This is a genomic window from Leeuwenhoekiella nanhaiensis, assembly GCF_002744755.1.
Lineage (GTDB): Bacteria > Bacteroidota > Bacteroidia > Flavobacteriales > Flavobacteriaceae > Leeuwenhoekiella > Leeuwenhoekiella nanhaiensis.
The window spans coordinates 347,041-372,617 of record NZ_KZ319287.1; the positions used below are offsets into that span (position 1 = coordinate 347,041).

Annotated in this window: 27 protein-coding genes and 1 tRNA gene; 5 read left to right on the forward strand and 23 right to left on the reverse strand. The window is 43.3% G+C overall.

What is annotated here, in order from left to right; translation table 11 throughout:
• Nucleotides 1-9: 9 nt before the first annotated feature.
• Together CJ305_RS01615 and CJ305_RS01620 are read right to left on the reverse strand one after the other, a co-directional pair.
• Nucleotides 10-1,620: an ATP-dependent DNA ligase gene (locus CJ305_RS01615; RefSeq protein WP_099644487.1), complete on the reverse strand. Its 1,611-nt coding sequence runs from the start codon at nucleotides 1,618-1,620 to the stop codon at nucleotides 10-12.
• Nucleotides 1,621-1,671: 51 nt separating this feature from the next.
• On the reverse strand, nucleotides 1,672-2,697 hold the full coding sequence (locus CJ305_RS01620) for a ligase-associated DNA damage response exonuclease (RefSeq protein WP_099644488.1): 1,026 nt from the start codon (nucleotides 2,695-2,697) through the stop codon (nucleotides 1,672-1,674).
• Nucleotides 2,698-3,228: 531 nt separating this feature from the next.
• On the opposite strand from CJ305_RS01620, the gene CJ305_RS01625 reads away from it, so the two are divergent.
• The 4 genes from CJ305_RS01625 to CJ305_RS01640 all read left to right on the forward strand — a co-directional run bounded on the left by CJ305_RS01625 (nucleotide 3,229) and on the right by CJ305_RS01640 (nucleotide 7,479).
• The gene (locus CJ305_RS01625; protein ID WP_099644489.1) at nucleotides 3,229-3,654 is read left to right on the forward strand and encodes a tellurite resistance TerB family protein; all 426 of its coding nucleotides are present in this window, start codon (nucleotides 3,229-3,231) and stop codon (nucleotides 3,652-3,654) included.
• A gap of 113 nt (nucleotides 3,655-3,767) precedes the next feature.
• Nucleotides 3,768-4,256 (forward strand): GNAT family N-acetyltransferase, encoded by a 489-nt coding sequence (locus CJ305_RS01630; protein WP_099644490.1) that lies wholly within the window; start codon nucleotides 3,768-3,770, stop codon nucleotides 4,254-4,256.
• Between the two features lie 3 nt (nucleotides 4,257-4,259).
• Nucleotides 4,260-5,513, forward strand: a complete 1,254-nt coding sequence (locus tag CJ305_RS01635) for an aspartate kinase (RefSeq protein ID WP_099644491.1) — start codon at nucleotides 4,260-4,262, stop codon at nucleotides 5,511-5,513.
• Between the two features lie 133 nt (nucleotides 5,514-5,646).
• Nucleotides 5,647-7,479: a GNAT family N-acyltransferase gene (locus CJ305_RS01640; protein ID WP_099644492.1), complete on the forward strand. Its 1,833-nt coding sequence runs from the start codon at nucleotides 5,647-5,649 to the stop codon at nucleotides 7,477-7,479.
• On the opposite strand, the gene CJ305_RS01645 is transcribed toward CJ305_RS01640, so the two are convergent.
• From CJ305_RS01645 to CJ305_RS01720, 16 genes are all read right to left on the reverse strand, one after another.
• Nucleotides 7,466-7,957 carry a GNAT family N-acetyltransferase gene (locus CJ305_RS01645; RefSeq protein WP_099644493.1) on the reverse strand — a complete coding sequence of 164 codons (492 nt, stop codon included), beginning with the start codon at nucleotides 7,955-7,957 and terminating at the stop codon, nucleotides 7,466-7,468. The genes CJ305_RS01640 and CJ305_RS01645 overlap by 14 nt on opposite strands.
• A gap of 38 nt (nucleotides 7,958-7,995) precedes the next feature.
• Nucleotides 7,996-8,601: a MarR family winged helix-turn-helix transcriptional regulator gene (locus CJ305_RS01650; protein ID WP_099644494.1), complete on the reverse strand. Its 606-nt coding sequence runs from the start codon at nucleotides 8,599-8,601 to the stop codon at nucleotides 7,996-7,998.
• Nucleotides 8,602-8,681: 80 nt separating this feature from the next.
• A complete protein-coding gene (locus tag CJ305_RS01655; protein ID WP_099644495.1) occupies nucleotides 8,682-9,620 on the reverse strand; it encodes a 2-hydroxyacid dehydrogenase in 939 nt (312 codons plus the stop codon).
• Nucleotides 9,621-9,629: 9 nt separating this feature from the next.
• The gene (locus CJ305_RS01660) at nucleotides 9,630-10,037 is read right to left on the reverse strand and encodes an acyl-CoA thioesterase (protein ID WP_099644496.1); all 408 of its coding nucleotides are present in this window, start codon (nucleotides 10,035-10,037) and stop codon (nucleotides 9,630-9,632) included.
• Between the two features lie 70 nt (nucleotides 10,038-10,107).
• Nucleotides 10,108-10,398, reverse strand: a complete 291-nt coding sequence (locus tag CJ305_RS01665) for a type II toxin-antitoxin system RelE/ParE family toxin (protein WP_189319358.1) — start codon at nucleotides 10,396-10,398, stop codon at nucleotides 10,108-10,110.
• Nucleotides 10,391-10,657 (reverse strand): type II toxin-antitoxin system ParD family antitoxin, encoded by a 267-nt coding sequence (locus tag CJ305_RS01670; protein ID WP_099644498.1) that lies wholly within the window; start codon nucleotides 10,655-10,657, stop codon nucleotides 10,391-10,393. The genes CJ305_RS01665 and CJ305_RS01670 overlap by 8 nt, the downstream gene beginning before the upstream one ends.
• A gap of 114 nt (nucleotides 10,658-10,771) precedes the next feature.
• On the reverse strand, nucleotides 10,772-12,121 hold the full coding sequence (mgtE, locus tag CJ305_RS01675; RefSeq protein ID WP_099644499.1) for a magnesium transporter: 1,350 nt from the start codon (nucleotides 12,119-12,121) through the stop codon (nucleotides 10,772-10,774).
• A 159-nt stretch (nucleotides 12,122-12,280) separates the two neighbouring features.
• A complete protein-coding gene (gene rsmA / locus CJ305_RS01680) occupies nucleotides 12,281-13,135 on the reverse strand; it encodes a 16S rRNA (adenine(1518)-N(6)/adenine(1519)-N(6))-dimethyltransferase RsmA (protein WP_099644500.1) in 855 nt (284 codons plus the stop codon).
• Between the two features lie 48 nt (nucleotides 13,136-13,183).
• Nucleotides 13,184-13,510 carry a DUF4286 family protein gene (locus CJ305_RS01685; protein ID WP_099644501.1) on the reverse strand — a complete coding sequence of 109 codons (327 nt, stop codon included), beginning with the start codon at nucleotides 13,508-13,510 and terminating at the stop codon, nucleotides 13,184-13,186.
• 18 nt (nucleotides 13,511-13,528) lie between these two features.
• Nucleotides 13,529-15,313, reverse strand: coding sequence for a tetratricopeptide repeat protein (locus CJ305_RS01690; protein WP_223248774.1), 1,785 nt, complete (start codon nucleotides 15,311-15,313; stop codon nucleotides 13,529-13,531).
• A 142-nt stretch (nucleotides 15,314-15,455) separates the two neighbouring features.
• A complete protein-coding gene (gene serS, locus CJ305_RS01695; protein ID WP_099644502.1) occupies nucleotides 15,456-16,727 on the reverse strand; it encodes a serine--tRNA ligase in 1,272 nt (423 codons plus the stop codon).
• An 86-nt stretch (nucleotides 16,728-16,813) separates the two neighbouring features.
• On the reverse strand, nucleotides 16,814-18,163 hold the full coding sequence (locus CJ305_RS01700) for an HTTM domain-containing protein (RefSeq protein ID WP_099644503.1): 1,350 nt from the start codon (nucleotides 18,161-18,163) through the stop codon (nucleotides 16,814-16,816).
• Nucleotides 18,156-19,091 carry a bifunctional riboflavin kinase/FAD synthetase gene (locus CJ305_RS01705; RefSeq protein ID WP_099644504.1) on the reverse strand — a complete coding sequence of 312 codons (936 nt, stop codon included), beginning with the start codon at nucleotides 19,089-19,091 and terminating at the stop codon, nucleotides 18,156-18,158. The genes CJ305_RS01700 and CJ305_RS01705 overlap by 8 nt, the downstream gene beginning before the upstream one ends.
• Nucleotide 19,092: 1 nt before the next feature.
• Entirely contained in the window at nucleotides 19,093-19,713 is a 621-nt protein-coding gene (pth, locus tag CJ305_RS01710; RefSeq protein WP_099644505.1) for an aminoacyl-tRNA hydrolase, read from the reverse strand.
• Between the two features lie 704 nt (nucleotides 19,714-20,417).
• Nucleotides 20,418-21,056 carry a 50S ribosomal protein L25/general stress protein Ctc gene (locus CJ305_RS01715; protein ID WP_099644506.1) on the reverse strand — a complete coding sequence of 213 codons (639 nt, stop codon included), beginning with the start codon at nucleotides 21,054-21,056 and terminating at the stop codon, nucleotides 20,418-20,420.
• A gap of 26 nt (nucleotides 21,057-21,082) precedes the next feature.
• Nucleotides 21,083-22,024, reverse strand: coding sequence for a ribose-phosphate pyrophosphokinase (locus tag CJ305_RS01720; RefSeq protein ID WP_099644507.1), 942 nt, complete (start codon nucleotides 22,022-22,024; stop codon nucleotides 21,083-21,085).
• 193 nt (nucleotides 22,025-22,217) lie between these two features.
• Here CJ305_RS01720 and CJ305_RS01725 point away from each other — a divergent pair.
• Nucleotides 22,218-22,297, forward strand: a tRNA-Leu gene (locus CJ305_RS01725).
• 312 nt (nucleotides 22,298-22,609) lie between these two features.
• Here CJ305_RS01725 and CJ305_RS01730 read toward each other — a convergent pair.
• The 5 genes from CJ305_RS01730 to CJ305_RS01750 form a co-directional block, all read right to left on the reverse strand.
• On the reverse strand, nucleotides 22,610-22,915 hold the full coding sequence (locus CJ305_RS01730) for a hypothetical protein (RefSeq protein ID WP_099644508.1): 306 nt from the start codon (nucleotides 22,913-22,915) through the stop codon (nucleotides 22,610-22,612).
• A complete protein-coding gene (locus CJ305_RS01735) occupies nucleotides 22,902-23,762 on the reverse strand; it encodes a hypothetical protein (RefSeq protein ID WP_099644509.1) in 861 nt (286 codons plus the stop codon). Before CJ305_RS01735 ends, CJ305_RS01730 begins: the two co-directional genes overlap by 14 nt.
• Nucleotides 23,763-23,781: 19 nt before the next feature.
• Entirely contained in the window at nucleotides 23,782-24,591 is an 810-nt protein-coding gene (locus CJ305_RS01740) for a DUF2971 domain-containing protein (protein WP_099644510.1), read from the reverse strand.
• A gap of 157 nt (nucleotides 24,592-24,748) precedes the next feature.
• The gene (locus CJ305_RS01745; RefSeq protein ID WP_099644511.1) at nucleotides 24,749-25,186 is read right to left on the reverse strand and encodes a hypothetical protein; all 438 of its coding nucleotides are present in this window, start codon (nucleotides 25,184-25,186) and stop codon (nucleotides 24,749-24,751) included.
• A 26-nt stretch (nucleotides 25,187-25,212) separates the two neighbouring features.
• Nucleotides 25,213-25,530 carry a hypothetical protein gene (locus CJ305_RS01750; protein ID WP_143469333.1) on the reverse strand — a complete coding sequence of 106 codons (318 nt, stop codon included), beginning with the start codon at nucleotides 25,528-25,530 and terminating at the stop codon, nucleotides 25,213-25,215.
• Nucleotides 25,531-25,577 lie beyond the last annotated feature (47 nt).

A 25,577-nucleotide genomic window follows, 5' to 3' on the forward strand; every position in this document is an offset into this window, starting at 1 on the left:
AAGATTCCTTCAGCCGGCTCTGCCCGGCTTCGGAATCAATTGCTTAAGATCTTCTAAAGTGTTGGCATCTTCAATCTTTTTGTCTTTACGCCAGCGGAGCATACGCGGGAAACGGGTGGCGACACCGCTTTTGTGACGCTTGCTGAGGGCGATTCCCTCGAAGGCGATTTCAAAAACGTGATGCGGTGTCACGCTGCGCACGGGCCCAAAGCGTTCCAAAGTATTCTTCTTAATCCATGCATCCAGACTGCGAAACTCGGCGTCTGTTAGGCCGGAGTAGGCTTTGGCAAAAGTTACGAGTTCCTCTTTGTTGTCATCCCAAAGTCCAAAAGTATAATCGGTAAACAGATTGCTACGGCGGCCGTGACCGCGCATCGCATAGGTGAGCACCGCATCAATAGTGAGCGGGTCAACCTTCCATTTCCACCAGTCGCCTTTTTTACGACCTACCAGATACGGCGAATCTTTCCGCTTGAGCATCAAACCTTCAGACATCACCTCGCGGCTGCGTTCCCGTTCTGCGGCAGCTTCTTCCCAATTTGAAAACGCGATAGTTTCAGAAAGGTGTAGCGGTAACTCATCCGTCTTAACCTCAGTATATAATTTTTCTAATAGTTTCCGCCTTTCGGCGAAAGCCAGATCCCGAATATCCTTGCCTTCCCATTCCAGAATATCGTAGGCTTTGAGAATCACGGGTGTTTTTTTCAGTTGGGCTTTGGTGATATTTTTACGCCCGATGCGGGTTTGCAAATCGTTGAAAGTACCAATCATCCCTTTCTTAAACGGAAGGATTTCACCATCGAGCACCGTCCCGTTTGGGATAGCCTCCACGAAGGCTTCAAACTCCGGGTATTTATCGGTCACCAGTTCTTCACCTCGGCTCCAGACAAACAGCTCGTCTTCGCGAATGATGACCTGTGAGCGGATGCCGTCCCACTTATGCTCGGCAAACCATTCGTTGACATCGCCCAGATCTTCCGGAGTGTCTTCAATGGCATAAGCCAGATAAAAAGGATAGGGCTTGCTTAGGAAATCGGCTTTATTTTCTTCTAAAATGAGTGTTTGAAAACTGATGGTTTTGGGATCCCAATCGCCCATCAGTTTGTAGGCCAGCACGTCAACATCAATATCTGTAGCCTTTGCCAGCGCACGGGTCATCAATTTTTGACTTACGCCAATGCGAAAACTACCGGTGATGAGTTTGCTGAACACAAAACGCTCGTAATAGTTAAGGCGCGTCCAGTTCTCATGCAGGTATTCACGTTTTTCGTCTTCGGGCTTTTTTTTGAGGGCGATAATTTCTTCACAGAATTGCGTAAGGCTTTTATCGGTATGTTCTTCGGAAGCGGGAATAATCAGCGCAATGGTTTCTGCCAGATCGCCTACAATGTGATAGCTTTCTTCAAACAGCCACAAGGGAATCTGAGCCAGTTCGGTAGCCCAGGTTCTTAATAAGGTAGTATTGACCGGCCGAGGCGGACGGCGATGCGACAAAATCGCAATCGTCCAGACCTTGTCTTTGGGTGGCGCTTCGCGAAAGTATTGCGTAAGCGCATCAACCTTGATGTTAGTCTTGTTTGTACTGTCAATTTTCCGAATAAGTTCTGCAAAGGCCCTCATCGCTCTCTATCTTTCGTACATCTTTCTCCTAGGGAGAGAATGCCTTGATTTCTATTCGTTTTCATTTGCCTCTTCTTTTTTATTTTCTTCTCCGAGTTCGCCCTCGTATTGGGTGGCTTCGGTGCGGGCGTCGTAGCCTTGCTCCAGTAAAAAGCGGGTAAAAATATCGGTATAGCCGTGGGTGCTGATTATTTTTTCGGCGCCGGTGGCTTTGATGCTTTCTAGAAGTCCCTGCCAGTCGCAGTGATCGCTCAGCACAAAACCTTTGTCTATGGCGCGTCTTCTGCGCGCTCCGCGAAAGGTCATCCAGCCGCTTGCCGAAGCGGTCACATACGGCACCATTTTGCGAATCCAGGTGCTGCCGTGGGCGCTGGGCGGCGCAACAACAATATTGCCTTTGAGTTCTTCTTTTTTGGTTTCGCGGGTTACCCGGGTGGTTTCGGGCATTGGGGTGAGTGGCCTGATGACTTCGGTCATATTTTCGATGGCGCCATGGGTGTAAATCTTACCAATGTCGGTATCGAGATAGCGCAGCAAGCGTTGGGCTTTGCCCAGAGAATATCCAAAAATCACCGAGGTTTTACCTTCGGCTTTATTTTCTGCCCACCAGTTGTTGATATCGGTAAATACTTCGCTTTGCGGACGCCATTTAAAAGCCGGAAGCCCAAAAGTACATTCGGTGATAAAGGTGTGGCATTTTACGGGTTCGTAGGGAACGGCGATGCCATCATCTTCGGTTTTATAATCGCCGGTAAATACCCAGACTTCGCCTTTGTGCCCTACGCGTATCTGCGAACTGCCAATGATATGTCCGGCGGGATGCAGGCTGAATTTGACGTTGTTGATTACAAACGTCTCACCCCATTCTTTACCGGTAACGTTGATGTCTCCCAGCCGGTGCCTGATGATGGGGATATTGGTATGATGGGTGATGTAGGCCTTGTGTCCCCAACGGCTGTGATCTGCATGACCGTGTGAAATGATGGCTTTGTCTACCGGTCTCCACGGATCGAGATATACGTCTGCAGCGGCACAATAAATACCTTTGTCGTTGAATTGTAAAAGTGGTTCTGCGATGATTGTAGCGTTTTCCTCGATAATCGAGATTTAACAGATTTAGGACTTTTCCAAATTGAAAATTTCAGAGAAGACCTTTTGCTTATGATTAAAATTACAAAGGGTGATAGAATGTGGTTGGGTGATTAAGAAAACATTAGCTTCGGTACAGTTTTTTGGCAGAGCCAAAAAATCACTCACCTTCCTTTTGGAAGTAAGTAGTCTCAGTGGGTAGTCGTCCAAATTTGAGATTCAATGTTGAACATTCAAGATTTGGATAGAAAACATCTTCTCTTCTTTTCCTCTTCGATTCCATCGCAAACCGTAAACGGAAAACAAAAAACCTACTCTTTACTGAAAACTGCTACTGCCAACTTGCTGCTGCCCAATGAGAACTGGAAACGGGATAGGGATAGGAGCGGGCTACCGTGTAGCGCGGATAGCCCGGTGCCTGTGCGGCCTTGTTGCCGCGCAGGCAATCCCCCAAATTATTGTTATTCTTTTTTGTTAAGATATAGGAAATAGTATCTTTGACGACTTAAAATTACAACCATGTCTTTTACAGATTTATTTGATAGCGGCGAGCACAGACGCAACCTTGGGCACTTCGCAGCAATCGCAAATATGGCCACCGTTGACGGTGAATTGAATGCCGAAGAAATCAAACTTTTAAAGCGCTTTGCAGTTAAACTGGATATAGACCAGGATGAGTACGTTGATATCGTAGAAAATGCACGCAGATACCCGATCAATCCGCCAAATACTTCAGAAAAGCGTTTAGAGCGTTTGCACGATTTGTTTAAAATGATTTTCATCGATCACGAGATTGATGATCACGAGCGTTTTCTGATTGAGAAATATGCGATAGGACTTGGTTTTAGTGCTGAGCAGTCTAAGAAGTTGATTGAGCGTTCTATCCAGATTTTTCAGGGTGGCGTTGACTTTGAAGATTATGTTTATCTTTTAAATAAAAAGTAAAAAACCAAAGCGATATAAATTAACCCACTGCCGCCGGTAGTGGGTTTTTTGTTTTTAGGATGCCAACTTATGCATTCTGAAAACTGTATATTTAGCAAGGAAAATACGCATTTATGAACGCAACAATACGAAAAGCTGATGCCAATGATATGGCTCAGGTTTTACGCCTTATCAAAGAACTGGCTGCTTACGAGAAAGAGCCTGATGCGGTTGAGGTTACTGTAGATGACCTGATCGCTTACGGAACCGGTGACGACGCTCAGTTTACCTGTTTTGTGGCCGACCGGGATGGTGAAATTTTGGGCATCGCCCTGGTTTATTACCGCTTTTCTACGTGGAAAGGGCGTACCATTCACCTGGAAGATCTTATTGTGCGCCAGCAGTACCGCGGCCAGGGTCTTGGGATGGCATTATATACCGAAGTGATCAAATACACACACGAGTTGGGTCTAAAAAGACTGGAATGGGTGGTGCTAGACTGGAACAAATCTGCTGTTGATTTTTATGAAGCATCAGGCGCCAACGTGATGACCGAATGGAACACGGTACAGATGGATGCTGCGGCGATGAAAGCTTTTCTTGCTCAAAAAGGCCTGCTGTAGCCTATGGGATTTAAAGTCTATAAATTTGGCGGGGCTTCGGTTAAAGATGCCGAAGGAGTGCGCAACGTGGTACGAGTAATTCAGGAAACTCAAACGACAGATGCGGTAATTGTGGTCTCGGCAATGGGTAAAATGACCAATGCTTTTGAGGCACTCGTTAAGGCGTATTTTGAAGATCGAAGCATTACCGAGGCATTAGAACCTATAGCGGCATATCATCACACGATAGCCCTTGATCTTTTTGGGGATCTGCAGCATCCCGTTTTTAAGGCATTACGCGCTCTTTTCAATGAGATTGACGGCTTTTTAAAGCGCAACAAGTCGCCAGACTATGATTTTGTCTACGACCAGTTGGTGGTTTACGGCGAGTTACTGAGTACAACCCTGGTTAGTAACTACTTTAATGAAGCAGGTCTTGCCAACACCTGGCATGATGTGCGTAATGTTATTAAAACCAACACGCGTTATCGAGAGGGGAAAGTAGAATGGGAGCTTACGATGCGCAATATCAACCGGACAATTCCCAAAAAAGGATTGCAAATCACTCAGGGTTTTATAGGTTCTGACCCTAACGGATTCAGCACCACTCTGGGAAGAGAAGGTAGTGATTATACCGCAGCGATTATCGCGTATTGTCTCAATGCAGAAAGCGTTACCATCTGGAAAGACGTTCCCGGAGTGATGAGTGGCGATCCGCGTTATTTTGAAAATGTTGTTCTTCTAACAAGCGTATCGTATACCGAAGCGGTAGAACTTGCCTTTTACGGGGCTTCGGTCATACACCCCAAAACCCTGCAGCCTTTGCAGCGTAAAGAGATACCGCTTTATGTGAAATCCTTTTTAAATCCGGCTGATGCGGGGACGCAGGTTTGTCTTGGTGAAGCCATTCAGCCTAAAGTTCCCTGCTATATTTTAAAACGGGATCAGGTATTGCTTTCGTTGTCTTCGCTTGATTTTTCATTTATGGATGAGGATAATATCGGGGAGATTTTTAAACTTTTGGGTCAGTATAAACTCAAGGTTGACCTCATACAAAACTCGGCGATCAGCTTTTCGGTTTGTGTAGAAGATAAATACCGAAATCTTCAAAAACTGGTATCGCGCCTAAAAGCAGATTATAAGGTGACTGTCTATGAGCAGGTTTCCCTCTATACCCTTAGGCATCCTGATCAGAAAGCGGTAAATCAGTTAGAAGAAAATAAAGAAATCCTGTTAAAGCAGGTGACCCAAAATACGGTGCAGCTGGTAAGCCTGTAAGCACCTCAAGTCGTTTTTTGCTATATTTGCCGGTATACACCATCGATTTTTTGACCAGATTAAAATCGATTTTTTGATATCAAACCCAGATTGGCCTGCCTTCTCGTAGCTCAATCGCTTTATTTCAATATTCATGGGATTAGTTACAGCAAAAGAAGTTGCGCGGGCAATAAAAGTTGATAAGTATGGCTTTGCGGGTACTTTTTTAGGTTGGTCCCTGATGAAGGTTCTCAAAATTTCGAAAGCAAACGAGATCTACGACCGCAACAAGCACCTGAGTGATCTGGAGTTTTTAAACGCGATTTTGGGTGAGTTTCAAATCAATTTTGAAATCCCCGAAGAGGATTTAAAGCGTCTGCCTAAAACCGGGAGTTACATTACCATAAGCAATCATCCGCTGGGCGGAATAGACGGGATTTTGTTGCTGAAACTGATGATTGAGCAGCGACCTGATTTTAAAATCATCGCAAACTTTCTGTTGCATCGTATAGAGCCGCTAAAGCCTTATGTGATGCCGGTTAACCCGTTTGAGGAGCATAAAGACGCCAAGTCTAGCATTGCCGGGTTCAAACAGGCGATACGGCATATTCGAGACGGGCATCCGCTTGGGATATTTCCGGCGGGTGAAGTTTCTACTTACAAAGACGATAAGCTCATCATAGACAAACCCTGGGAAGAGGCGGCTATGAAGCTCATTAAAAAGGCTGAAGTTCCCGTAGTACCTATTTATTTCCACGCAAAAAACAGCAGGTTATTTTACCAGCTTTCGCGTATAAGTGACACTTTGCGAACGGCCAAACTGCCTTCGGAATTGCTCACGCAAAAGAACCGCGTCATTCACGTGCGGATAGGTAATCCTATCAGTGTTAACGCCCAAAAAGAGCATGAAAGCCTCGAGGACTTCACCGATTTCCTACGGAAAAAAACCTATATGCTCGCCAAGACTTTCGAGAAAAAGTCGATTTTGAGCACCATTCCGCAGTCTTTAAAAGTGCCTAAGGAACCCAAGAAAATAGTCAAGGAAATTAAAGGCGAACTCATTGAGCAGGAAGTGGACAAGCTTCGGGAAAATGACCGGCGTCTGTTGCAAAGTAAAAACTATGAGGTGTTTTTGGCTTCCGCCGAAAACATTCCAAATATCCTAAAAGAAATAGGGCGCTTACGCGAAATTACCTTCCGCGAGGTAGGTGAGGGAACTAATGAGCCAACTGATTTAGATCCTTATGATCATCATTATCATCATCTCTTCTTGTGGGATGAGGATACCAAAAAAATTGCCGGGGCCTACCGTATGGGACTGGGCTCGCATATTATGCCCGAGCACGGTATTAATGGGTTTTACCTGCAAAGTCTGTTTCGCTTTGAGCCCGAATTGCATAAAATGATGGGCGAAAGCATCGAGATGGGAAGGGCTTTTGTGATTAAAGAATACCAGCAAAAACCAATGCCGCTGTTTTTACTGTGGCGCGGTATTGTACACACCACGCTGCGTTTTCCGGAGCATAAATACCTTATTGGCGGGGTAAGCATCAGCAACCAGTTTTCCAATTTTTCCAAATCGCTGATGATCGAGTTTATGAAGTCGCATTATTACGATCCTTATGTAGCGCAATACGTGAGGCCGAAGAAGGAGTTTAAGGTTAAACTGAAGGATGCCGATAAGGAATTTGTATTTGATGAGACCGAAGCAGACCTGAATAAGTTTGATAAAATCATCGAAGAAATGGAAACCGGAAACCTGCGTCTCCCGGTTTTGATCAAAAAATACATCAAGCAAAATGCGAAAGTGGTCGCGTTCAATGTAGATCCGTTATTCAACAATGCGGTAGACGGACTCATGTATATCAAAATTGCAGACCTTCCGGAAAGTACGGTAAAACCCGTGATGGAAGAATTTCAGGCGGAGCTGGAGCTCAAACTCGAGCAGTCTAAACGGGAGGAAGAAGATGCAGCTAATAGATCTTAGCACTTCGGCGCTCTAGAAAGGTATTGTCCTGCCAGTTGCCATTGCGCCTGGCGATTTTTTCGTGTACCCCCAGAATGCGGAAACCCAACTTTTGATGCAAGGCCAGGCTCGCTTTATTCTGCGGAAAAATATGCGCCGTCAGCGTCCAGAAACCTGCGTCTTCGCTGGCATCAATAAGTGCCGAAAGCAACCGAAAGCCAACTTGTTTGCCCTGATGAAGCGGCGAGACGTAAAGCGTAACTTCTGCCACTCCGCTATACACTTGTCGCTTAGAAACCGGACTCAGTGCAGCCCAACCAATAACCTTGTTGTCTAAAACCGCGACCAGTCTGCAGGATTTATGAAACCTCAAATCCCAGTCGCCATAAGTAGGAGCCTGTACTTCAAATGTCGCAATACCGGTATCAATACCCTGCTGGTAAATCACCGCAACCTCGGGATAATCTGATTCCTGAAACGGGCGTACACTGATATTCATACGGGTTGAAGTTTTGAAGATTAAAGGGTTTTAGAGTATTATTTTTTCGGAATGTACTCCGGGCAATCAAGCCTTCGGTTTTCAGGAGGCAATTGTACGCGTAATTGCATACAAAAGGCATAATTCAGCGGGTCTGAGCGGTATGCCTGGCAATCGAGACACGAGCGGTTTAGCGTGGCGAGTTGAGGTTGATTGAGGCGACCCAGCAAATTATACAGCGATTTGTATAGCTCCTTGAGGTTCTCTTCAGAATCTTGCGCTAAAGCCTTTTGCAGAGGTTCAGAAAAGTCGGTTAAGCCCTTTAGCTTTTCTTCGCCCTGAGCGGTAAGCTCAATGTAAAACCTGCGGTTGTCTTTGTGATTGAGCTGTTTGCTGAGCCATTTTTTGGAAACCAAAGTGCTGATGCAGTCGCTCACGGTAGCTTTAGTAAGGTTAAATTCCTGAACCAGGTTGCTTACTGTGTTTTCTTCCGGTTTATGGCTGGCTACAAAAATTAAAAGCTTTTGCTGTAACGGCGAAAGCTGATGTTCTTTTTGACTTTCCCAAAGCAGTGTTTTAAAAACGTCTGCCAGTTTATCGAGCGCAGCGGTTGTGCGCAAGGCGAGACTTTGATTTTGGTAAGCAGGATCGTAGAGGTGTTGCATATCTGGGTCTTAGGTTCTTCTAAAATACTAAAAACCTTGCAAATAGGCATCTCCTTCCCTAAAGTCAGGAAACCGAAGTATCAGGGCATCGCTAAAATTTTATCTACAATAGTTTGCGCCAGCTTGATTTTGCTTTCTACCGTCCACCCTGCGATATGTGGGGTGAGCACCACATTTTCAGCAGTGATCAGGTATTTAAGAGGTTCGGGCATTTGTGTAGTATCTGTGAAGAGGTTTTCAAACGAAAGCTTCTCATACTCCAAAACATCGAGACCCGCGCCCAGAATTTTTTCGCTTTTTAGGGCTTCAACCAGATCAGCGGTAACAACGCTTTTTCCCCGGGCAGTATTGATAAGCCAAAACGACTTTTTAAAGCCCTTTATAAAATCGGCATCAACCATCTTATCGGTGAGTGGTGTCCAGGGTGTGTGCAGGCTTAAAACATCTGATTTTTCCTGTAATTCTTCGAGCGATACCTGGCGTGCGTTGGCATTACCCAGATTAGGTCTGATGTCGTAACAAAGTACCTCACAATCAAAACCCTGTAATTTTTTCGCGAATGCATTACCCATATTGCCATAACCTATAAGTCCTACCGTTTTGCCCTCGAGTTCCAAACCTCTGTTTTTCTCGCGGTTCCACTGGCCGTTACGTACCTCGGCATCTGCCTGTTTCAGTTTATTGAATAACATCAGCAGCATTCCCAGAGCGTGCTCGCCTACGGCATTTCTGTTTCCTTCGGGAGCGGCGATGAGGTGTACGCCTGTTGATTCGGCGTACGGGATGTCAATACTTTCGAGCCCGGCACCTACGCGGGCGATGAACCTGAGGTTTGTTGCAGCATCCAGAAATTGCCTGTCAATCTTAAACCTGCTGCGAATGACCACACCCTCATAATCGGCGATTTTTGCTTCGATCTCCTCTTTGGTAGAAGTATAATCCTCGTGATTGATATGACCTGCAGCGGCCAGTTGTTCAATCATGAGTTCGTGGTTGCTGTCGATGTGGAGTATTTTCATTAGAATAGTTTATTGGTTCACTTCTTCGTAATACGCGGTAAAGGATGCCGGTACACGCAGGGGTTTTCGGGTTTGCATATCGAGCAGGCACCAGTTTGTTACCGCTGTGGCCAGCACTTTCTCATCTGCCGGTCTGTGAATTTTAGTATGCCGAATAGAACGTACGCCTTCAAACTTCTCAACCCAGGTTTCAACTATAATCTGTTCGCCCTCAAAAGCAGGCGCGTGGTATTTTATGGTGTGTTCCAAAGCAACCCAGGCGTATTGTTTTAGCATTTTTGGGGTTGAATTGTGCTGCCAGTGTGCTTCGGCCACGTCCTGCACCCATTGCAGATAGATGACATTGTTTACGTGACCCAAACCGTCAATGGCTTCGGCGGGAATGGTAACATCAAGGGTAAAAGTTTTCGCATTCATTTTTCAAAAATAGGAAACAAAAATGGCGAAGCGGATAGAAGACCGGATTTTGAGAATTATTTGGGAAGGTCTAGAGGTGTGCTTCAAAATCCATTTGCTGACCCAATATGCGTACGATGAGAATCGATTTCTTTTTGGGAATAAAAAAGAGGTAGTGCGATTTAAACGGAAACATTCTTAAATCATTCTGAATTACTGACATGTCCTGACCTATTAATGGATTTTTTGCCAATAAATTAAGGCAGGAAAGGAGATCGTTCAGGTATTTTTCAGCTTGTCGCTCACCCCATTCCAGATGCGTGTAAAAGGAAATGTCCTCAAGGTCACTTTCAGCTTCACGTGAAATCTGAATGCTAAGCATTTTCACGCTTCTGATTTTCCTCAAAGCGCTTTTTACCCGCATTCCAGATTTCTTCAACGGTTTTAGAGCTTAAACCACTTTCCAAACCTTTGTCTATCTTCGACTTTAAATTTAAAAATTGCGAATTATTGCGCTGTTCACGGCGAATGAGCGATCTGATGTACTCACTTTCATTGGTAAAATCACCTTTGCTGATTTGCTCCTTAATCCAGTCGTCCTGCTTTTCAGTAACGGTAATGGTTTTGCGTACGGTACCCATAATTAACGTCAATTATCATACTATTGATGTAAATATAGTTCAATTCCGCTTACATTTAATTGAGGTGTAAGGAGTTTATGAGAACAGATACTTGGGATTGGGAAATAAAGGTTTTTAAAACCCTAAAATAAGTTTCGCCAGGCTGAAGTAGATAAGAATACCAAAAATATCGTTGCTGGTGGTGATAAAAGGTCCGGTTGCAATAGCCGGGTCAATCCCGCGCCAGTCTAGTAAAATAGGCACAAAGGTACCTACCAGCGCTGCTACAATAATTACGGAAAGCATCGCTACCGCTACGGTTGAACTCAGCAGCCATCCAAAACCAAAAATAACTCCAAAGCTTACTACCAAAATACCGAGCGCCAAGCCGTTTATAAGCCCAATGCTTATTTCTTTAAGCAGACGCAGCCACATACTGCCGGTCACATTGTCGTTCGCAAGACCCTGCACGATAATCGCGCTTGACTGTACCCCTACATTACCGGCAACCGCGGCAACCAGTGGCGTGAAGAAAAACAGTTCGGGGTGTACTGAAAGTGCTCCTTCAAAGCTTTTCATAATATTCACTGCACCAAGACTTCCCACAAGACCCAAAACCAGCCAGGGCAAGCGGGCACGTGTAAGTTCCCATACCGTATCATCGGCCTCAACGCCCTGCGAAAGACCGGCGGCCATACGGTAGTCTTCATCAGCCTCATCTCTAATGAAATCGAGAATGTCATCAACGGTAATTCGGCCGAGCAGTATCCCCGAATCGTTGACTACCGGCACGGCTTCCAGATCGTACTTTTGCATCAGTCGGGCGACATCTTCTGCGGTGTCGTGCACGTTAACCGAGTCTACATTGGGAATATAAATGTCAGAAATTTTCGATTTGGCATCAGCAGTAAGCAGGTCTTTGAGTGAAAGCCGGCCTATCAACCTATCGGTGCGATCTACCACATAAACCGAATGTACCCGGGTCACATTTTGGGCCTGCGCCCGCATTTTGCGCACACAGCCTGCAACCGTCCAGGTTTCGCGAACGCGCACCAATTCTTTTGCCATAAGCCCCCCGGCAGAATTGTCGTCATACCGAAGCATCTCAACAATATCCCGGGCGTGGTCCTCGTCTTCAATGGCGTCGATTACCTGCCGCTGAATTTCTTCATCCAGTTCTGACAAGAAATCTACTGCGTCATCGGTGTCGAGTTCGTTAAGTTCGTCTGCAATTTCCTGTGGAGAGAGGTTGTCCAGAATTTCTTCCCGATAGTCCTCGTCAAGCTCCATAAGGGCTTCCGAGGTTTTTTCACTATCTAAAAGCTTAACCAGATAGGTGGCCTCTTCGGTAGTGACCTCGTCCAGAATCTCGGCGATATCAGCGTGGTGCACATCTTCAAGAAGATTAAGTATGCTTTGATTGTCGCCTACCTCGATCAGGTTCTCAATTTGCTCTATCAGGTCTTCGGTAAGTTCAAAAGCCATGGTCGCTACTGTATCGGGGTTTGTACTCGTTTAAGGTCGTGCAAATATAATCAAACTAGGCCTTGCGCTCTGTCGCTTTAGCATAGATTTACAGAGGGGCGGGATCTCATAGCTCTAAGTAAGGGGCAAACAAGTTAGGTTTCAGTATTTGCAAGTCTTTTACTTCACTTGAAGATCATTCTGAATCGCTCGGGTAAGCTCTATAAAGCGGTTAACGCTGAGTTGTTCAGGTCTAAGGTTGAAAATTTCGCTTTCGCGAAAGGCTTCACTGAGTTCAAGTTGTTTCAGGCTGTTGCGCAGGGTTTTACGTCGCTGCTGAAAGGCCATTTTGACCACCTTGTAAAGCGCTTCAGGGCTGCAGGCCAGATCTTTATAGTTTTCTTTTCGCGTAAGCCGTAAAACGCCGCTGTCTACTTTTGGCGGTGGATTAAAGACCGAAGGAGGTACGGTAAACAGGTATTCGGCATCGTAAAACGCCTGGGCTAAAACCGAAAGAATTCCGTAGGCCTTACTGCCTTCGGGCTCACAGATGCGCTGGGCAACTTCCTTCTGAAACATCCCGGTAAACTCGGGCACCTGATCGCGCCACTCGAGCATTTTAAAAACGATTTGAGTCGAAATATTATACGGGAAGTTTCCCGTGATTGCAAAAGGTTTGTCGCCAAAAAAGGTGCTGAGGTCTACTTTGAGAAAATCGGCTTCCACCACCTCGAGCTTGCAGCCTTCCATTTGCTCAGCATACTCCAGCGGAAAGCTGTGGTTGAGGTACACGATAGACTCGCTGTCGAGGTCCATCGCGGTGATGTTGATGTCTTTCCGCAGTAAATATTTGGTGAGCACTCCCGTACCCGGGCCAATTTCCAAAATATCGGAATAGCCACTGTAAGAAAGCGTTTCAGCAATTTTACGGGCGATGTTTTCGTCCTTTAAAAAGTGCTGCCCCAGATGTTTTTTAGCTTTTACGGGATCATCAGCCCGGTGTTGATTTTCGGTCTTTTTAAACTTTTTCTTCATTACCCGTAAAATAGCGATTTGAGAAAAACTAAAGCTTCCGGCTTCGGTTTAATGCGGATTAAATTCGGTTTGTTCGGTAACGATTTCCAATTCGGTTTTGAAAAACAACACCTTATCGCCGTACTTTCCGGCCTCGCCGTCCAGACGATTTGCATCTTCCTTATAAAAACGCGCCAGGGCATCTTTACTTTTGGCCGTGTATTGTATGGAATAGCTTTGCCCGCCCATTTCTTCCTCTACGAGTACTTTGGTCATCAAGGCTTTAATAAATTTTCCGGTTGCGAGCATCTCGGGGATGTGCTCATTGCGTATCCAGTACAACCAGTCGCTGTGTACGCTGTCGTCTACATTTACGGTGACGTTATAAATTATCATAGGCAATTTTGTTAGTGATTAGTTGATGGAATCTCCCCGCAATCTGCGGTATTTTTGCTGGGCGTCTACATAAAAAATGCTGTCTGCAAAGTTAAATAGGATTTGCTCGTACTGCTCTTTTGCCTTTTCGGGCTGGTTGAGTTGAGCGGCATAGAGGTTTGCAAGCCGGTAATGGGCATCATCTGCGAGAATATCGCTACCATGGCTTTCCAATATTTTCAGGTAATTGTCTGCTGCTTTTTGATATTCTTTTTTGTCCTCAAAAAGCAGGGCTTGAGCCAGTAGGGCTTCGTCTTCAATTTTTTCGCCCGCGAAATCCTTTAAAACCCGGTCGTAGATGGCAATAGCATCTTCATCGCGATTCTGGTAGCTGCGTAAATCGGCCTGCGCGTAGGTTTTTAAAGCGATTTGGGTCGAATCGTTAACGGTATTGTCTGTGATAAGCAGGTACAAATCCTGAGCATCGTTTGCAATAAGTTGTTCTGCGGAAGATTTAAGAACCTTCAACTGGGTTTTGGCCCATTCAAAATCGCCTTTATAGTAACTGGTTTTGGCCACTTTAAAACGAGCTTCCTGAGCAATGACGTTGTCTTTCAGCTTTTTCTGAATTTGCGAATAGTAAATCAGCGCGGCATTAAAACGCTCTTCAAGTACGAGAATATCGGCCAGTTCCATTTTGATACGGGCTTCCTGAAAGTTATTAAGTGGAAGGTTGAGCGCTTCTTCCAGCAGGTTTGTTGCCTGTTCTTTTTTCGCAAAGCGGAAGGCTAAAAAGTGGGCGTAATCTGCCTGAACCTCTAAGGTTAAAGCCGATTTACCATAGGTTTCAAGCAGGGAGGCATACTGCGCGTCGATATCCTTTAGTTCTTCAGGATTTGCAGATTTGAGTTTAAGTTCCAGGTATTTTTGACGGGCAAAAAGGCGCTGTTCCTCGTCGATGGTTTCGTTAATCAAATACTCCAAAATGCCAATAGCCAAAGTATCTTCTTCATTCTGTTCGGCGACAATGGCGAGGGTAGTGATCCCCGAAAAATTACCGCTGCGCTTTGCGATTGCTTTCTCCTGTATAAAAGCCTTGTCGTATTCTTTTTGTTGAATAAACAGCCAGCTGAGCATACGATTGTAGAGCAGGTCTGGGTTGTCCTGCATACGCGTTAATATAACTTTGCGCAGGGTTTGATTGGCGAGGTTTGTATTGTCGTCGGTTATAAATCGGCTGATATTGCGCTGAGCATTTAGGGTTTGATTATCACCCTGCTCCAGCATATTCAGGTTCATTTGAAACATGGTTTCATAATCTCCAAGCTCACCGTATAATGAAGCTAATTGATAATCAAAACGGTTTGCGGGATTAATCTCCTGCGCGGTTTCATAAGACTTTATCGCTTCTTCCAGCAAACTGTATTTTTGAAAAGTGCGGGCTACGCCACTGGCATAACCCGGGTTTTCAGCTATGCCCGCGATGGCCTTATTGTAAAGAGCCTGCGCTTCGGTCTCCTTTCCCTGCAGCTGTTTGTTGTAACCCAGTTCAACCTCAAGAACGGGTTTGTTTCGGGTATTTTCCAGTGTGTTAAGCAGCAGACTATCTGCTTTGGAATAGGCTTCCGTTTGCTGATAAGCTTCAACCAGACCGGTTACAAAGGTGAAGTTACCCGGCGTTTCTTTAACCAGACTTTCAAACACGGTAACGGCTTTGTCATAGTCGCCCTGCTCCATATAATTACGGGCAAGCAGCTCGTTTTGTGCGAAAGCACTAACGCCTGAAATCAGAATTACCGCTAAGAGAACAACTTTACGCAACACGTTTTTTTATTTTACCCCGAAAAACCGGGATTGATGTCAATGGCAAATTGGAGGTACAAATTAAAAGCACCCGATTAAAGATACTAAAGATGTGCCAGAACACTTCTGTACTAAACGTAATACCTGTGTAAAACGTACGCGGCTAGTCTATTTTATCAAAACCACAATACGGAACCAAAACCTCAGGGATTTTGATGCCGTCTTCGGTCTGGTAATTCTCCAGAATTCCGGCGAGAACGCGGGGCAGGGCCAGAGCGCTTCCGTTGAGAGTGTGTGCCAGTTGCTTGTTGCCGTCTTTGTCTTTGTAACGCAGTTTTAAGCGGTTAGCCTGAAAGGTTTTAAAGTTAGACACGCTGCTGATTTCGAGCCAGCGGTCCTGTGCGGTTGAGAACACTTCAAAATCGTAGGTAAGGGTAGAGGTGAAGCCCAGGTCGCCTCCACATAATCTCAATATACGATAAGGCAATTTAAGTTCGTCAAGAATACCTTTTACGTGTTCAACCATTCCGTCAAGGGCGGCGTCGCTGTCTTCTGCGCGTTCGATGCGTACGATTTCGACTTTGTCAAACTGATGCAGACGGTTAAGTCCTCGTACGTGAGCCCCGTATGAACCGGCCTCGCGACGGAAACACGGGGTGTAGCCCGTACATGTGATTGGCAGGTCTTTATCTTCCAGCAACTCATCGCGGAACATATTGGTCACCGGTACTTCGGCAGTTGGGATGAGGTATAAATCATCAAGACCTACGTGGTACATCTGGCCTTCTTTATCAGGCAGCTGACCGGTACCAAAGCCGGAAGCTTCATTTACCAAATGCGGCACCTGATACTCGGTGTAACCCGCAGCGGTGTTTTTATCCAGAAAATAGTTGATCAAAGCCCGCTGTAAACGCGCGCCTTTGTTTTTATAAACCGGAAAACCGGCGCCGGTAATCTTGTTACCCAGCTCAAAATCGATGATGTCGTATTTCTTGGCCAGTTCCCAGTGCGGCAGGCTGCCTTCAGCCAAAACGGGAATGTCACCTTTTTTAAAGACCTCTTCGTTGTCGGCATCGCTTTTCCCTGCAGGTACACTCTCTTGCGGGATGTTTGGGATGGTGTACAGCAATTGGTCAAGGGCGGCGATGGTTTCGGTTAGGGTTTCCTGAAGATTTTTGGAGTCTTCTTTCAGTTTACCGGTGCGCTCCTTAAGGATGTTTGCTTTTTTGGGTTCGCCGTTTTTAAACAGCATCCCGATTTCTTTAGAAAGTTTATTGCTTTCAGCCAGCGTATTGTCTAGCGAAGCCTGTGTGCTACGGCGTTTTTCGTCAAGTTCAAGTACCTGATCAAAAATGGCGGAAGCCTCAAAATTCCGTTTTGTAAGTGCTTGAATATAGGCTTCTTTGTGTTCACGAATGTCGTTAACGTGTAGCATAGCTTAAATTTTAGACGGCAAAAATACGGAATTGGGCTTTAAAAGAGTGTTTAAAACGACATGTCTGCACTTAAATAAGTGAAGCATTAATCCAGGACGTGCTCTTTAACCTCTCGTTTACTCAAATCAGGTGAAGGCATCAGCCAGTCGTTGTGCCAGAAATAATCCCATTTGGCATCAGCCATATCTACCTCGGGATTGATCAGAGTGTGATAGGGGCGGGCGTTGACGCTTACTTTACAATCTACATAAATCGCAACATCGGTGCCTTTTGCGGCATAATCTTTTTTTACGCGCTGGCAAAACTGCCAGATACAATCCGGTTTCGTACTTACGCTGCGCAGTTCTTTACGTGAAAGCCAGTCGCGGTGGTTAAAGGGAAGTGCTTTCCCTGTGCTTTTATCTACAACTTTAAAATGAATTCTTCCGCTCTTAGAACGCAGCATCATACGCCAGCTGAGGCGATGGCCTTCTTCAGTCCAGAGTACATTGTCCTGTATAAACCAGTGGCGCAGGGGTAGCGTTATTTGTACCAAAAAGTACAGGCCAAAAACCATAAGAATGGGTTTATAATTTTTAGGTCTGATGATTTCACCGGCATCGTAAAAGCTCTTTTTGGGCAGAAAAATGTGTTGTACGGTTTCCGCCGGAAAGAAAAACAGCGTAAATGCCAGTGACAAATACGGAAAAATCCCAATGTGGAAAATAAACGAATTGAACAGGTGAAAGAAGATCGAAATGATAAATGCCGTCTTTCGGGTGCGTTTCCAAAGCAGGGCCGGGATGATGAGCAGATCAAAAAAGATCCCGAAATACGCGATGCACCAGTGCACCCATTTTTGCTGAAGCATTTCGCCCACCAGCCAGTAATCGGCTTTTGACTGCATAAGCTGACCGGCAACGCTGGCGTCAAGCCAATCAGGGTATAATTTGGCCACCGAAGCATAGGTATAGACAATCCACAACTGGGCGATGATGACGATATACACCCAGCGGGGCATATGATTCTGTTTAATCTCCGGGTTTTGCTTTGCATCAAGCGATAAATACCGATTCGCCGGAAAGCAGGCCATAATGCCCAAAAGCAGCATCAACAGGTAATAATGGTTGTTGTAGGAAGACTTTTGCATCAGGTACACGCAGGTCCACATCACGCCGTAGGCAAGTACACTAAAACGGTATTTGTAGCCCAGCATCACGAGCACACCGAAAAAACCCATCAGCCCATAGTAGTAATACATCAGGTCGCCGGGAAGTGGCTGTAAAAAGTCAAGGCCTATAAAGTTGAAGGTAAACTGCGGTTCAACGAGTGTGGTACGTATCCAGCTTGTCGCGATGGCACCCCAGGCCTCACAGGTAATCAAAAACCCAAACAGGACCCTAAACACGACCAGCGCGCTGTTGTCAACCTGCTTATAGAGCCATTGATTAAGCATTTAATTTTGCGATATAATCCCGGGAAAAGACTTCGTCTTCCTGCATTGCAGCGATGAGCTCATCAACTCCGTTGAATTTTTTTTCATCCCTGATGCGGGTAAGCAGCGTAATCTCCAGATGCTGCTCGTACAGGTCGCCTTCAAAATCAAAGAAGAAGGTCTCAATGCTGAGATCACTGCCGCCCACGGTAGGATTAGTGCCTATGCTCATCATCCCAAAAACCATTCGGTTAGCAATAACAGACTGTACCACGTAAACCCCTTTTGCCGGAATGATTTTATAGTCCTCTGCGATTTTTAGATTTGCTGTTGGGTAATTAAATGTACGTCCCAGGCCTTTGCCACGGGATACGATTCCGCTAAGCATAAACGGGTAGCCCAAATATTCGTTGGCACGATCGAGATCGCCTTCAAGCAGGGCTTTGCGTATTTTGGTCGAACTCACCGCCACATCGTCCACATCCTGCTTGGAAATTTCTTCCACCTCAAAATCATACTGTTTTCCGAAGGCTTTTAAATCTTCTATATTGGCATTTCGGTTACGGCCAAAACGATGATCATAACCTATGATGACTTTGCGGGCTTTGAGTTGATCAACCAGAATATCCCTGACGAATTCTTCTGCGGTAAGCCTTGAAAATTCCTGCGTGAAGGGGTGAATCACCAGATGGTCAAGACCGGTGGCTTCAAGTAAAGCGATGCGCTCGTTAATGGTATTGATGAGTTTGATCTGCGCTTCTTTTTGCAGGACCATTCTGGGATGTGGGAAAAAGGTGAGTACCACAGATTCCAGGTCGTTGCCGGCCGCACTGGCCAGCAGACGCTTGATGATCTTGCGATGGCCTAGATGCACCCCGTCAAAAGTGCCAATGGTGACTACCGTACCTTTTGTACCGTTAAATTCTTGTGCTGATGTATGCTGTCTCAAACTATTTGCCGTTATACGCGTTCATCGTATTTGTAATCCCCGAAGCTATAAAACTTTCTATAACCTTGCACGAGATATCCAGTCTTTCGGGCATGTCTTTTTCTTCTTCGTTGTCCCACTCGCCTAAAACGTAATCGATTTGTTTGCCTTTGCTAAAACGGTCGCCTATGCCAAACCGAAAGCGGTTGTAGTTTGAAGTGAGCAGCTGGTTTTGAATGTCTTTTAGTCCGTTATGACCGCCGTCGCTGCCTTTGGTCTTTACGCGAATGGTGCCAAAATCGAGATTGAGATCGTCTGTAATAATGAGCAGGTTCTCCAGGCTTATTTTTTCTTTTTGCATCCAGAATTTTACTGCCTTGCCGCTCAGGTTCATATACGTATTGGGCTTAAGCAAAATCACGGTTTTACCGCGCACTTTAAGCTGGCTGATATCTCCGAGTTTTTCGGTAGACCAGGTTTCTTCTTTTTCTGCCGCGTAGGCGTCCAGAATTTTAAAGCCGATATTGTGGCGGGTGTTGTGATATTTGGGGCCAATGTTGCCCAATCCCACAATGAGGAATTTTTTCATGGGGTCAATGTTCTCTTGTTTTGTGCCGAAAAGTTTTTCGAAAAATGAAATCATACGGTATTGCGGGTATGAAGTGCTTACATCCTAATTTTTGTGCCCGCGTCACGCCCGAAGCATTACGAGAAGCGACCCGGTTTTTAGGCACGCTGCAAAGTTACTATTTTGAATGGTAGCCGGTCTTAAGGAAATTAGAAATAGTTTTAGTGAGTAGGCAGTCTCAGTTTTCAGTTGACAATTATGAGCGAGAAGTAGTAGGTTAGTTCGGAGTTGATTGAACTCTGAATTCCGCATTCCGCATTAGTAGGCAGTCTCAGTTTTCAGTTGGCAGGTAAAAGCTAAAAAGTCAAAAAACTCAGCATTCCGCATTCTTAACTAGTCAGACAGTCATTTCGAAGGAGCCCTAAGCAACTGAGAAATCACATCAGACTGGAGTTGCCGATATATCTCTTCCTGGGAGTAGGCGATCTTCGAAAATTAGAAATCAGAAATTTTGCTTTACGTGACGTATGGTGTTTGCTTTTGCACGATTGTATCGCGCGGTTTGGGTATTGTTTTTATAGAGGAAGCCTGTGCGAATGACTTGATTTTCCGTGCGTGAGGGACAGTAGTGGAAATCCCGCAGTCCCGAAAGATCGGGACGAGGAATTGCAACGGATGGCCCGACCCTTGTGGTCACGCCCAAAACACGATTAGTATAAAGCAAAAAAAAAGAGGCTGCCGATGCGGCAACCTCTTTGATTTGTAAAAGGAAACAGGGTCTACTCTTCAGCTTTTGCTTCTTCAGTTTCTCCTTCTGCAGCAGCAGTTTCTCCTTCTTCACCTTCTTCTTCCTCGTCTTCAAGATCTTCAACCATGTTACGTGAAGTACGTACCTGACAAACGATGGTGTCTTCCGGGTGCATATATTTCCAGGGACCTTGCTCGATCTCAGAGATTGAACGCTTATCGCCAATTTTAAGGTCGCTGATGTTAACCGTAACGTAATCTGGAAGGTCTTTAGGAAGAGCCTTAACACGTAGTGTACGGTAGGTTTTACGCAATACACCCCCGTTACGTACCCCGCGAGAGTTACCCTCGTAGTGTACCGGTACGGTCATAGCTACTTCTTTACCTTCAAAGATTTGATAGAAATCGATGTGAAGTATGCGATCTGTTACCGGGTGAAACTGGATGTCCTGAAGGATCGCCATATAGGTGTTTCCGTCAAGCTCCAACGTCGCGGTATGCGCATCTGGAGTGTAAACCAAATCTTTAAACGCAATTTCCGGCGCGTTAAAGTGCACTGGTTCATCCCCTCCGTAAAGTACGCAAGGAACCTCTCCAGCATTACGTAGGGCTTTAGTTGCCTTTTTGCCCACGCTTTCTCTTTTAGATCCTGTGATCGTGATTGACTTCATTTAAATATATATTAAGTATTAATAAATTACATTAAGAATTTTGACGCGATTGAGGTGTTGCTGTGCACCCGGTGCATCACGTCTGCAAATAAATCTGCACAGCTTACGATGCGCACTTTATCACTTTGTTGTTTTGGAGGAATACTGTCTGTAACAATCAATTCCTGCAATTTGCTTTTTTCGAGTCGCTCATAGGCGTTACCACTTAGCAGGGCGTGTGTACAAATCGCACGTACGCTCAAGGCACCACGCTCCATCATCAAATCTGCTGCTTTGGTCAGGGTGCCGGCGGTGTCTACCATATCATCTACCAGAATAACATTGCGTCCTTCTACGCTACCTATCAGTTCCATATAGCTGATGACGTTTGCCTTCTCGCGTTGTTTGTAACAGATTACCACATCACAATCTAAAGCTTTTGAATAGGCATAAGCCCGTTTAGAACCTCCCATATCGGGTGATGCGATGGTGAGATTGGGCAGGTTGAGTGAGCGCAAATACGGCAGAAACACCGTTGATGCAAAAAGGTGGTCTACGGGGCGCTCAAAAAAGCCCTGAATCTGATCGGCGTGCAGGTCCATCGTAATAATACGTGTCGCGCCTGCGGTCTCTAATAAATTGGCTACCAGTTTTGCAGCGATAGGTACGCGTGGCTTGTCTTTACGATCCTGGCGTGCCCAACCAAAGTAGGGAAGCACCGCGGTAATATGACGTGCCGAAGCGCGTTTTGCTGCGTCAAGCATCAGGAGCATTTCCATCAGGTTTTCACTGCTGGGCATGGTTGAACCTATAATAAATACCCGTGTGCCGCGTATCGATTCTTCAAAGGAAGGCTGAAATTCGCCGTCGCTGTAAGTAGATGTGATGATTTTGCCCAGAGGTTGCCCGTAAGCTTTAGCTATTTTTTCGGCTAAATCCCGGCTTTGTGTGCACGGGAAAATTTTGGCTTCAGGCGTTGATACTGACATGGTTATCTTATGTTTAGAGTTCCTCAATTTATAAGAGGGTGCAAAAGTATAAATTAAATTGGCTTTGAGAGATTTATTTGAGGTCTTTTTTGCTTGGTAAAATAGAATTTTTAGTATTTTTGCCCTCCAATTGCCTCGGTGGTGGTCCCGAATTAAATCGGGAGGTAGATTCACTGAGATTTAAATTGAAAATGCCTCGGTGGCGGAATTGGTAGACGCGCTGGATTCAAAACCCAGTTCTTACGAGTGCGGGTTCGATTCCCGCCCGGGGTACTTAAAGGGCTTAGGTGAAAACCTGGGCCTTTTTTTATTACTCAGGTACAACATAGGTACAACATTATGCTGATTTCTTTGTAGTAATAAAATCTAGAATCCTTTGGATGTTTTTAATTTCAATATTTATTTATATCCTGAAATTACTCACACTCCTCCGTCGCCACCATAATGATGTATTAATCCTATTTTGCCAGTGCTGCTTCAGATAATGCTTTGAATAGTGTGATTGATTTTTAATTATAACTATTCAAAATTTTAAATAAAAAACTGTTTTTAGGAAGTCTATTAAAGTGGAAGCATATACCAATATTATTTGTGATCACCCCTAAAAGTTGAATTCCATAATTCAATTATATCAGATTTTAATTCAGGTGTTAGTTCTGATTCGTTTCTAAAGCCAATAAGTTTTTTACCATTGATACTATTGGGTGCTATATAATTTTCAACGCTATTTTTTTCTAACGATTTATTTGCAAAAAAGGACTGATGCTTTTCATTAATTTTCAATAATCCATTTATAAATTCATCCTTATTTTCTCTATTTTCTAACATTCCAAACTCAAAATAATCTGAAATTTTTCTCTTTAAATCTACCATTTCTTTAATATTTGACATAAGCTTTCGCCGTTGATATAATTTTATCGATTAGAGGTTGCAGGTAGTATCGTCTACCTTCTATTTTTTCAAAGTCAATCGTATCTTTATCTCCATAATGCCTTACCTTAATAAAATAACTTAAGCCATTACCTGAATTATTATCAATAAAGGTATAGTTGTCAGTTATTCCTTTTTCAAATGCATCTTCCCAGGCAATTGTCATTTTATAACCTTTAAAGCCATAAATCGTTGAGCGATTTAAATCTTTCATATGGATAAAAATTTTGATTGAATTATTTTGATCATCTATAGCTTCTGTTTCCTTGCCAACAATAACTTCTTCATATTCCTTCTGAGCACTATTAATTTCTTTATTATCACTATTGTAATTAGGTAAATAAAATATAATATCAGTATTAATACCTTCTATACTTACGCTCTGCAAACGATGAATACTTACGACATTAAAAATTTGAGGATTTGGCACAACATAATCAATTCTAAACTCCTTTATACCATATTTTTTTCTAACATCTTTTAAAAGATTTCTATCCCAAGTATTACTTGAAATACTTTGCAAAGTACCATATTCATATGCTTTCAGAGGATTATTTGAAATTTCGATCGCTATTTCCTTTAATCGTAAATCTCGATATTTTAAATTTTCTAGCCTATTTAATTCATTCTGCGCATTTGCAATTTCTAAAGCACCATAATCAATTGTCTTAATGGTTTTGTATTCAGACACACTACCATTAACATTTATATTCTTATTTATATTTGCGTTGATAGTATAATATCCAGAATATTGAGCATTTAAATCAAAACAGCTTAATATTGTAAATAGTAATATTGAAATTTTCATTTTTGGCTGCTGAGGTTTATTAGAATAAAATTCTTTTTGGTTTTAATCGAAATGAATTCTTCATTTTTTTCATTTTGTATAGCTCAATGTTAGATAAATTTACTTTACAGAAATTTTTAATCCACTTCTCATCATTTTCTTCTACATTGATGCCTAATATAATTTTAAAAATTGCCCTTTTATCAAATTCAAAAATCATTTTTTTATGATGGTTAAAAGTCAGGTCAGTAAATAAGACCCGCACTTCTTCTTCGTAATTCCAGAGTGATGATTTCGTTCCAACCAAATGGTGTATTGCATAATCTTTATTTTGTAAATAATCAATGGAATCAAATTTCTCTGTGTATTCAATTTCAACTAATGCTAATTTTCCAGGTCTCAATAAACTGAGGCTTAAGTATAACTTCATTATATCAAAGCCAATACATACTCCTTTATGAGAATATGTATAATGAGACCACATTAAGGAGTTATCGCAGTTTTTAGAAAAACAGGCAATTCCAAAGGTATCAAGTAAATTGGGTAGTACCAGTTTTTTATAAGTCTCTTTAATCTTTTCAGTCGTCAAATTCTCGTAATCAATATATCTATTAGGCTGAGAAGAATTAAACTGTTCGATAGATTTTTTTAACCTCTCTTTCTTAGCAGAATTAAAATTTATAAGTCGTAAATCACAGTCATAAGGGTCATTGAAGGTTAGGGGATTTTTAATCATTAAAGTCATTTCCTCTAAGAGAGCTTTTGCTCCTTCCATTGACGAATATTGATAAATCACAGGATTTTCCTGCAGTAATTTTTGAAAATGATCAATTGTTACTATTTTATTCAAATCTTAATTTGCTTTCCTGCCAACGGTCCCGGTTAACGACAAGTGGAGTGGAATTATAGAAGTGGATTTGTCGGCTGACGGTTTGGTTTTTTACGTAAACTAATTTAGTTCTTTTATATGAAACCCGCCATCTGTGATAACCGTTGTTAGCAGGCTCTTACTTTAGAACTCCATAAATTACTAGAAGTATAATTGATAAGCTTGAACTCAAAAGGAAAACAATTTCAGCTAATTTAAAATACCATTTACGATTAATAGGAATAGTTATTAGATTATCCGTTTCGCCACTTAGCCGTCTATACAATGCTATCCTTTTGTTTTTACTAATTTGACTTAATTCATCAATACTTTTATAACCAAAAACTACCCCTGAAAAAATGCCAATTCCTATTGAAATTAATATTGCTGAGAAAATAATTTGTAGATAACCATTTAAATCATTTGTCGCACCAAATGCAACTAAAACTGATAATAAAGCAATAAGAATGGTTACAATATGTTTTACCCAATCAATTAATTTTGTTGAATGTTCACTTTCTTGATCAGAAATTTCATTAATTAGATTTGAATAATATTCATATTCATTTTGATCCATATTTCTACCCAAATTTATTTTTCAAATTAAGATTTTTTCTTGATAACGAATTCTTTTGGAAGTTCTTGACATAGTTTATTTACTTCTTCAATGCAAGTTTGAATTTCTTCTTTATTTGATAAAACAACCTTTGGATATGAGTTTTCTCTAAGGATTAGGAATTCCTGAATTAAATTTAAATATTCTTTTTTCTCATTTTCAGACAATCCTTCTTTTTGAAAGTGATCTTTGGTTCTTATTTCTAGCTGTAATTTTTCAACCTCACTTTTTCTATTTTCAACAAATTCATTGCGAATAAATCTTTGGTCAAAATCAGCTTTGTAAAGTTGAATTAATCTATTCAAGTCAGTCACAAATTCTCTAGATAAATATTGGATTCTCGGATTATTTG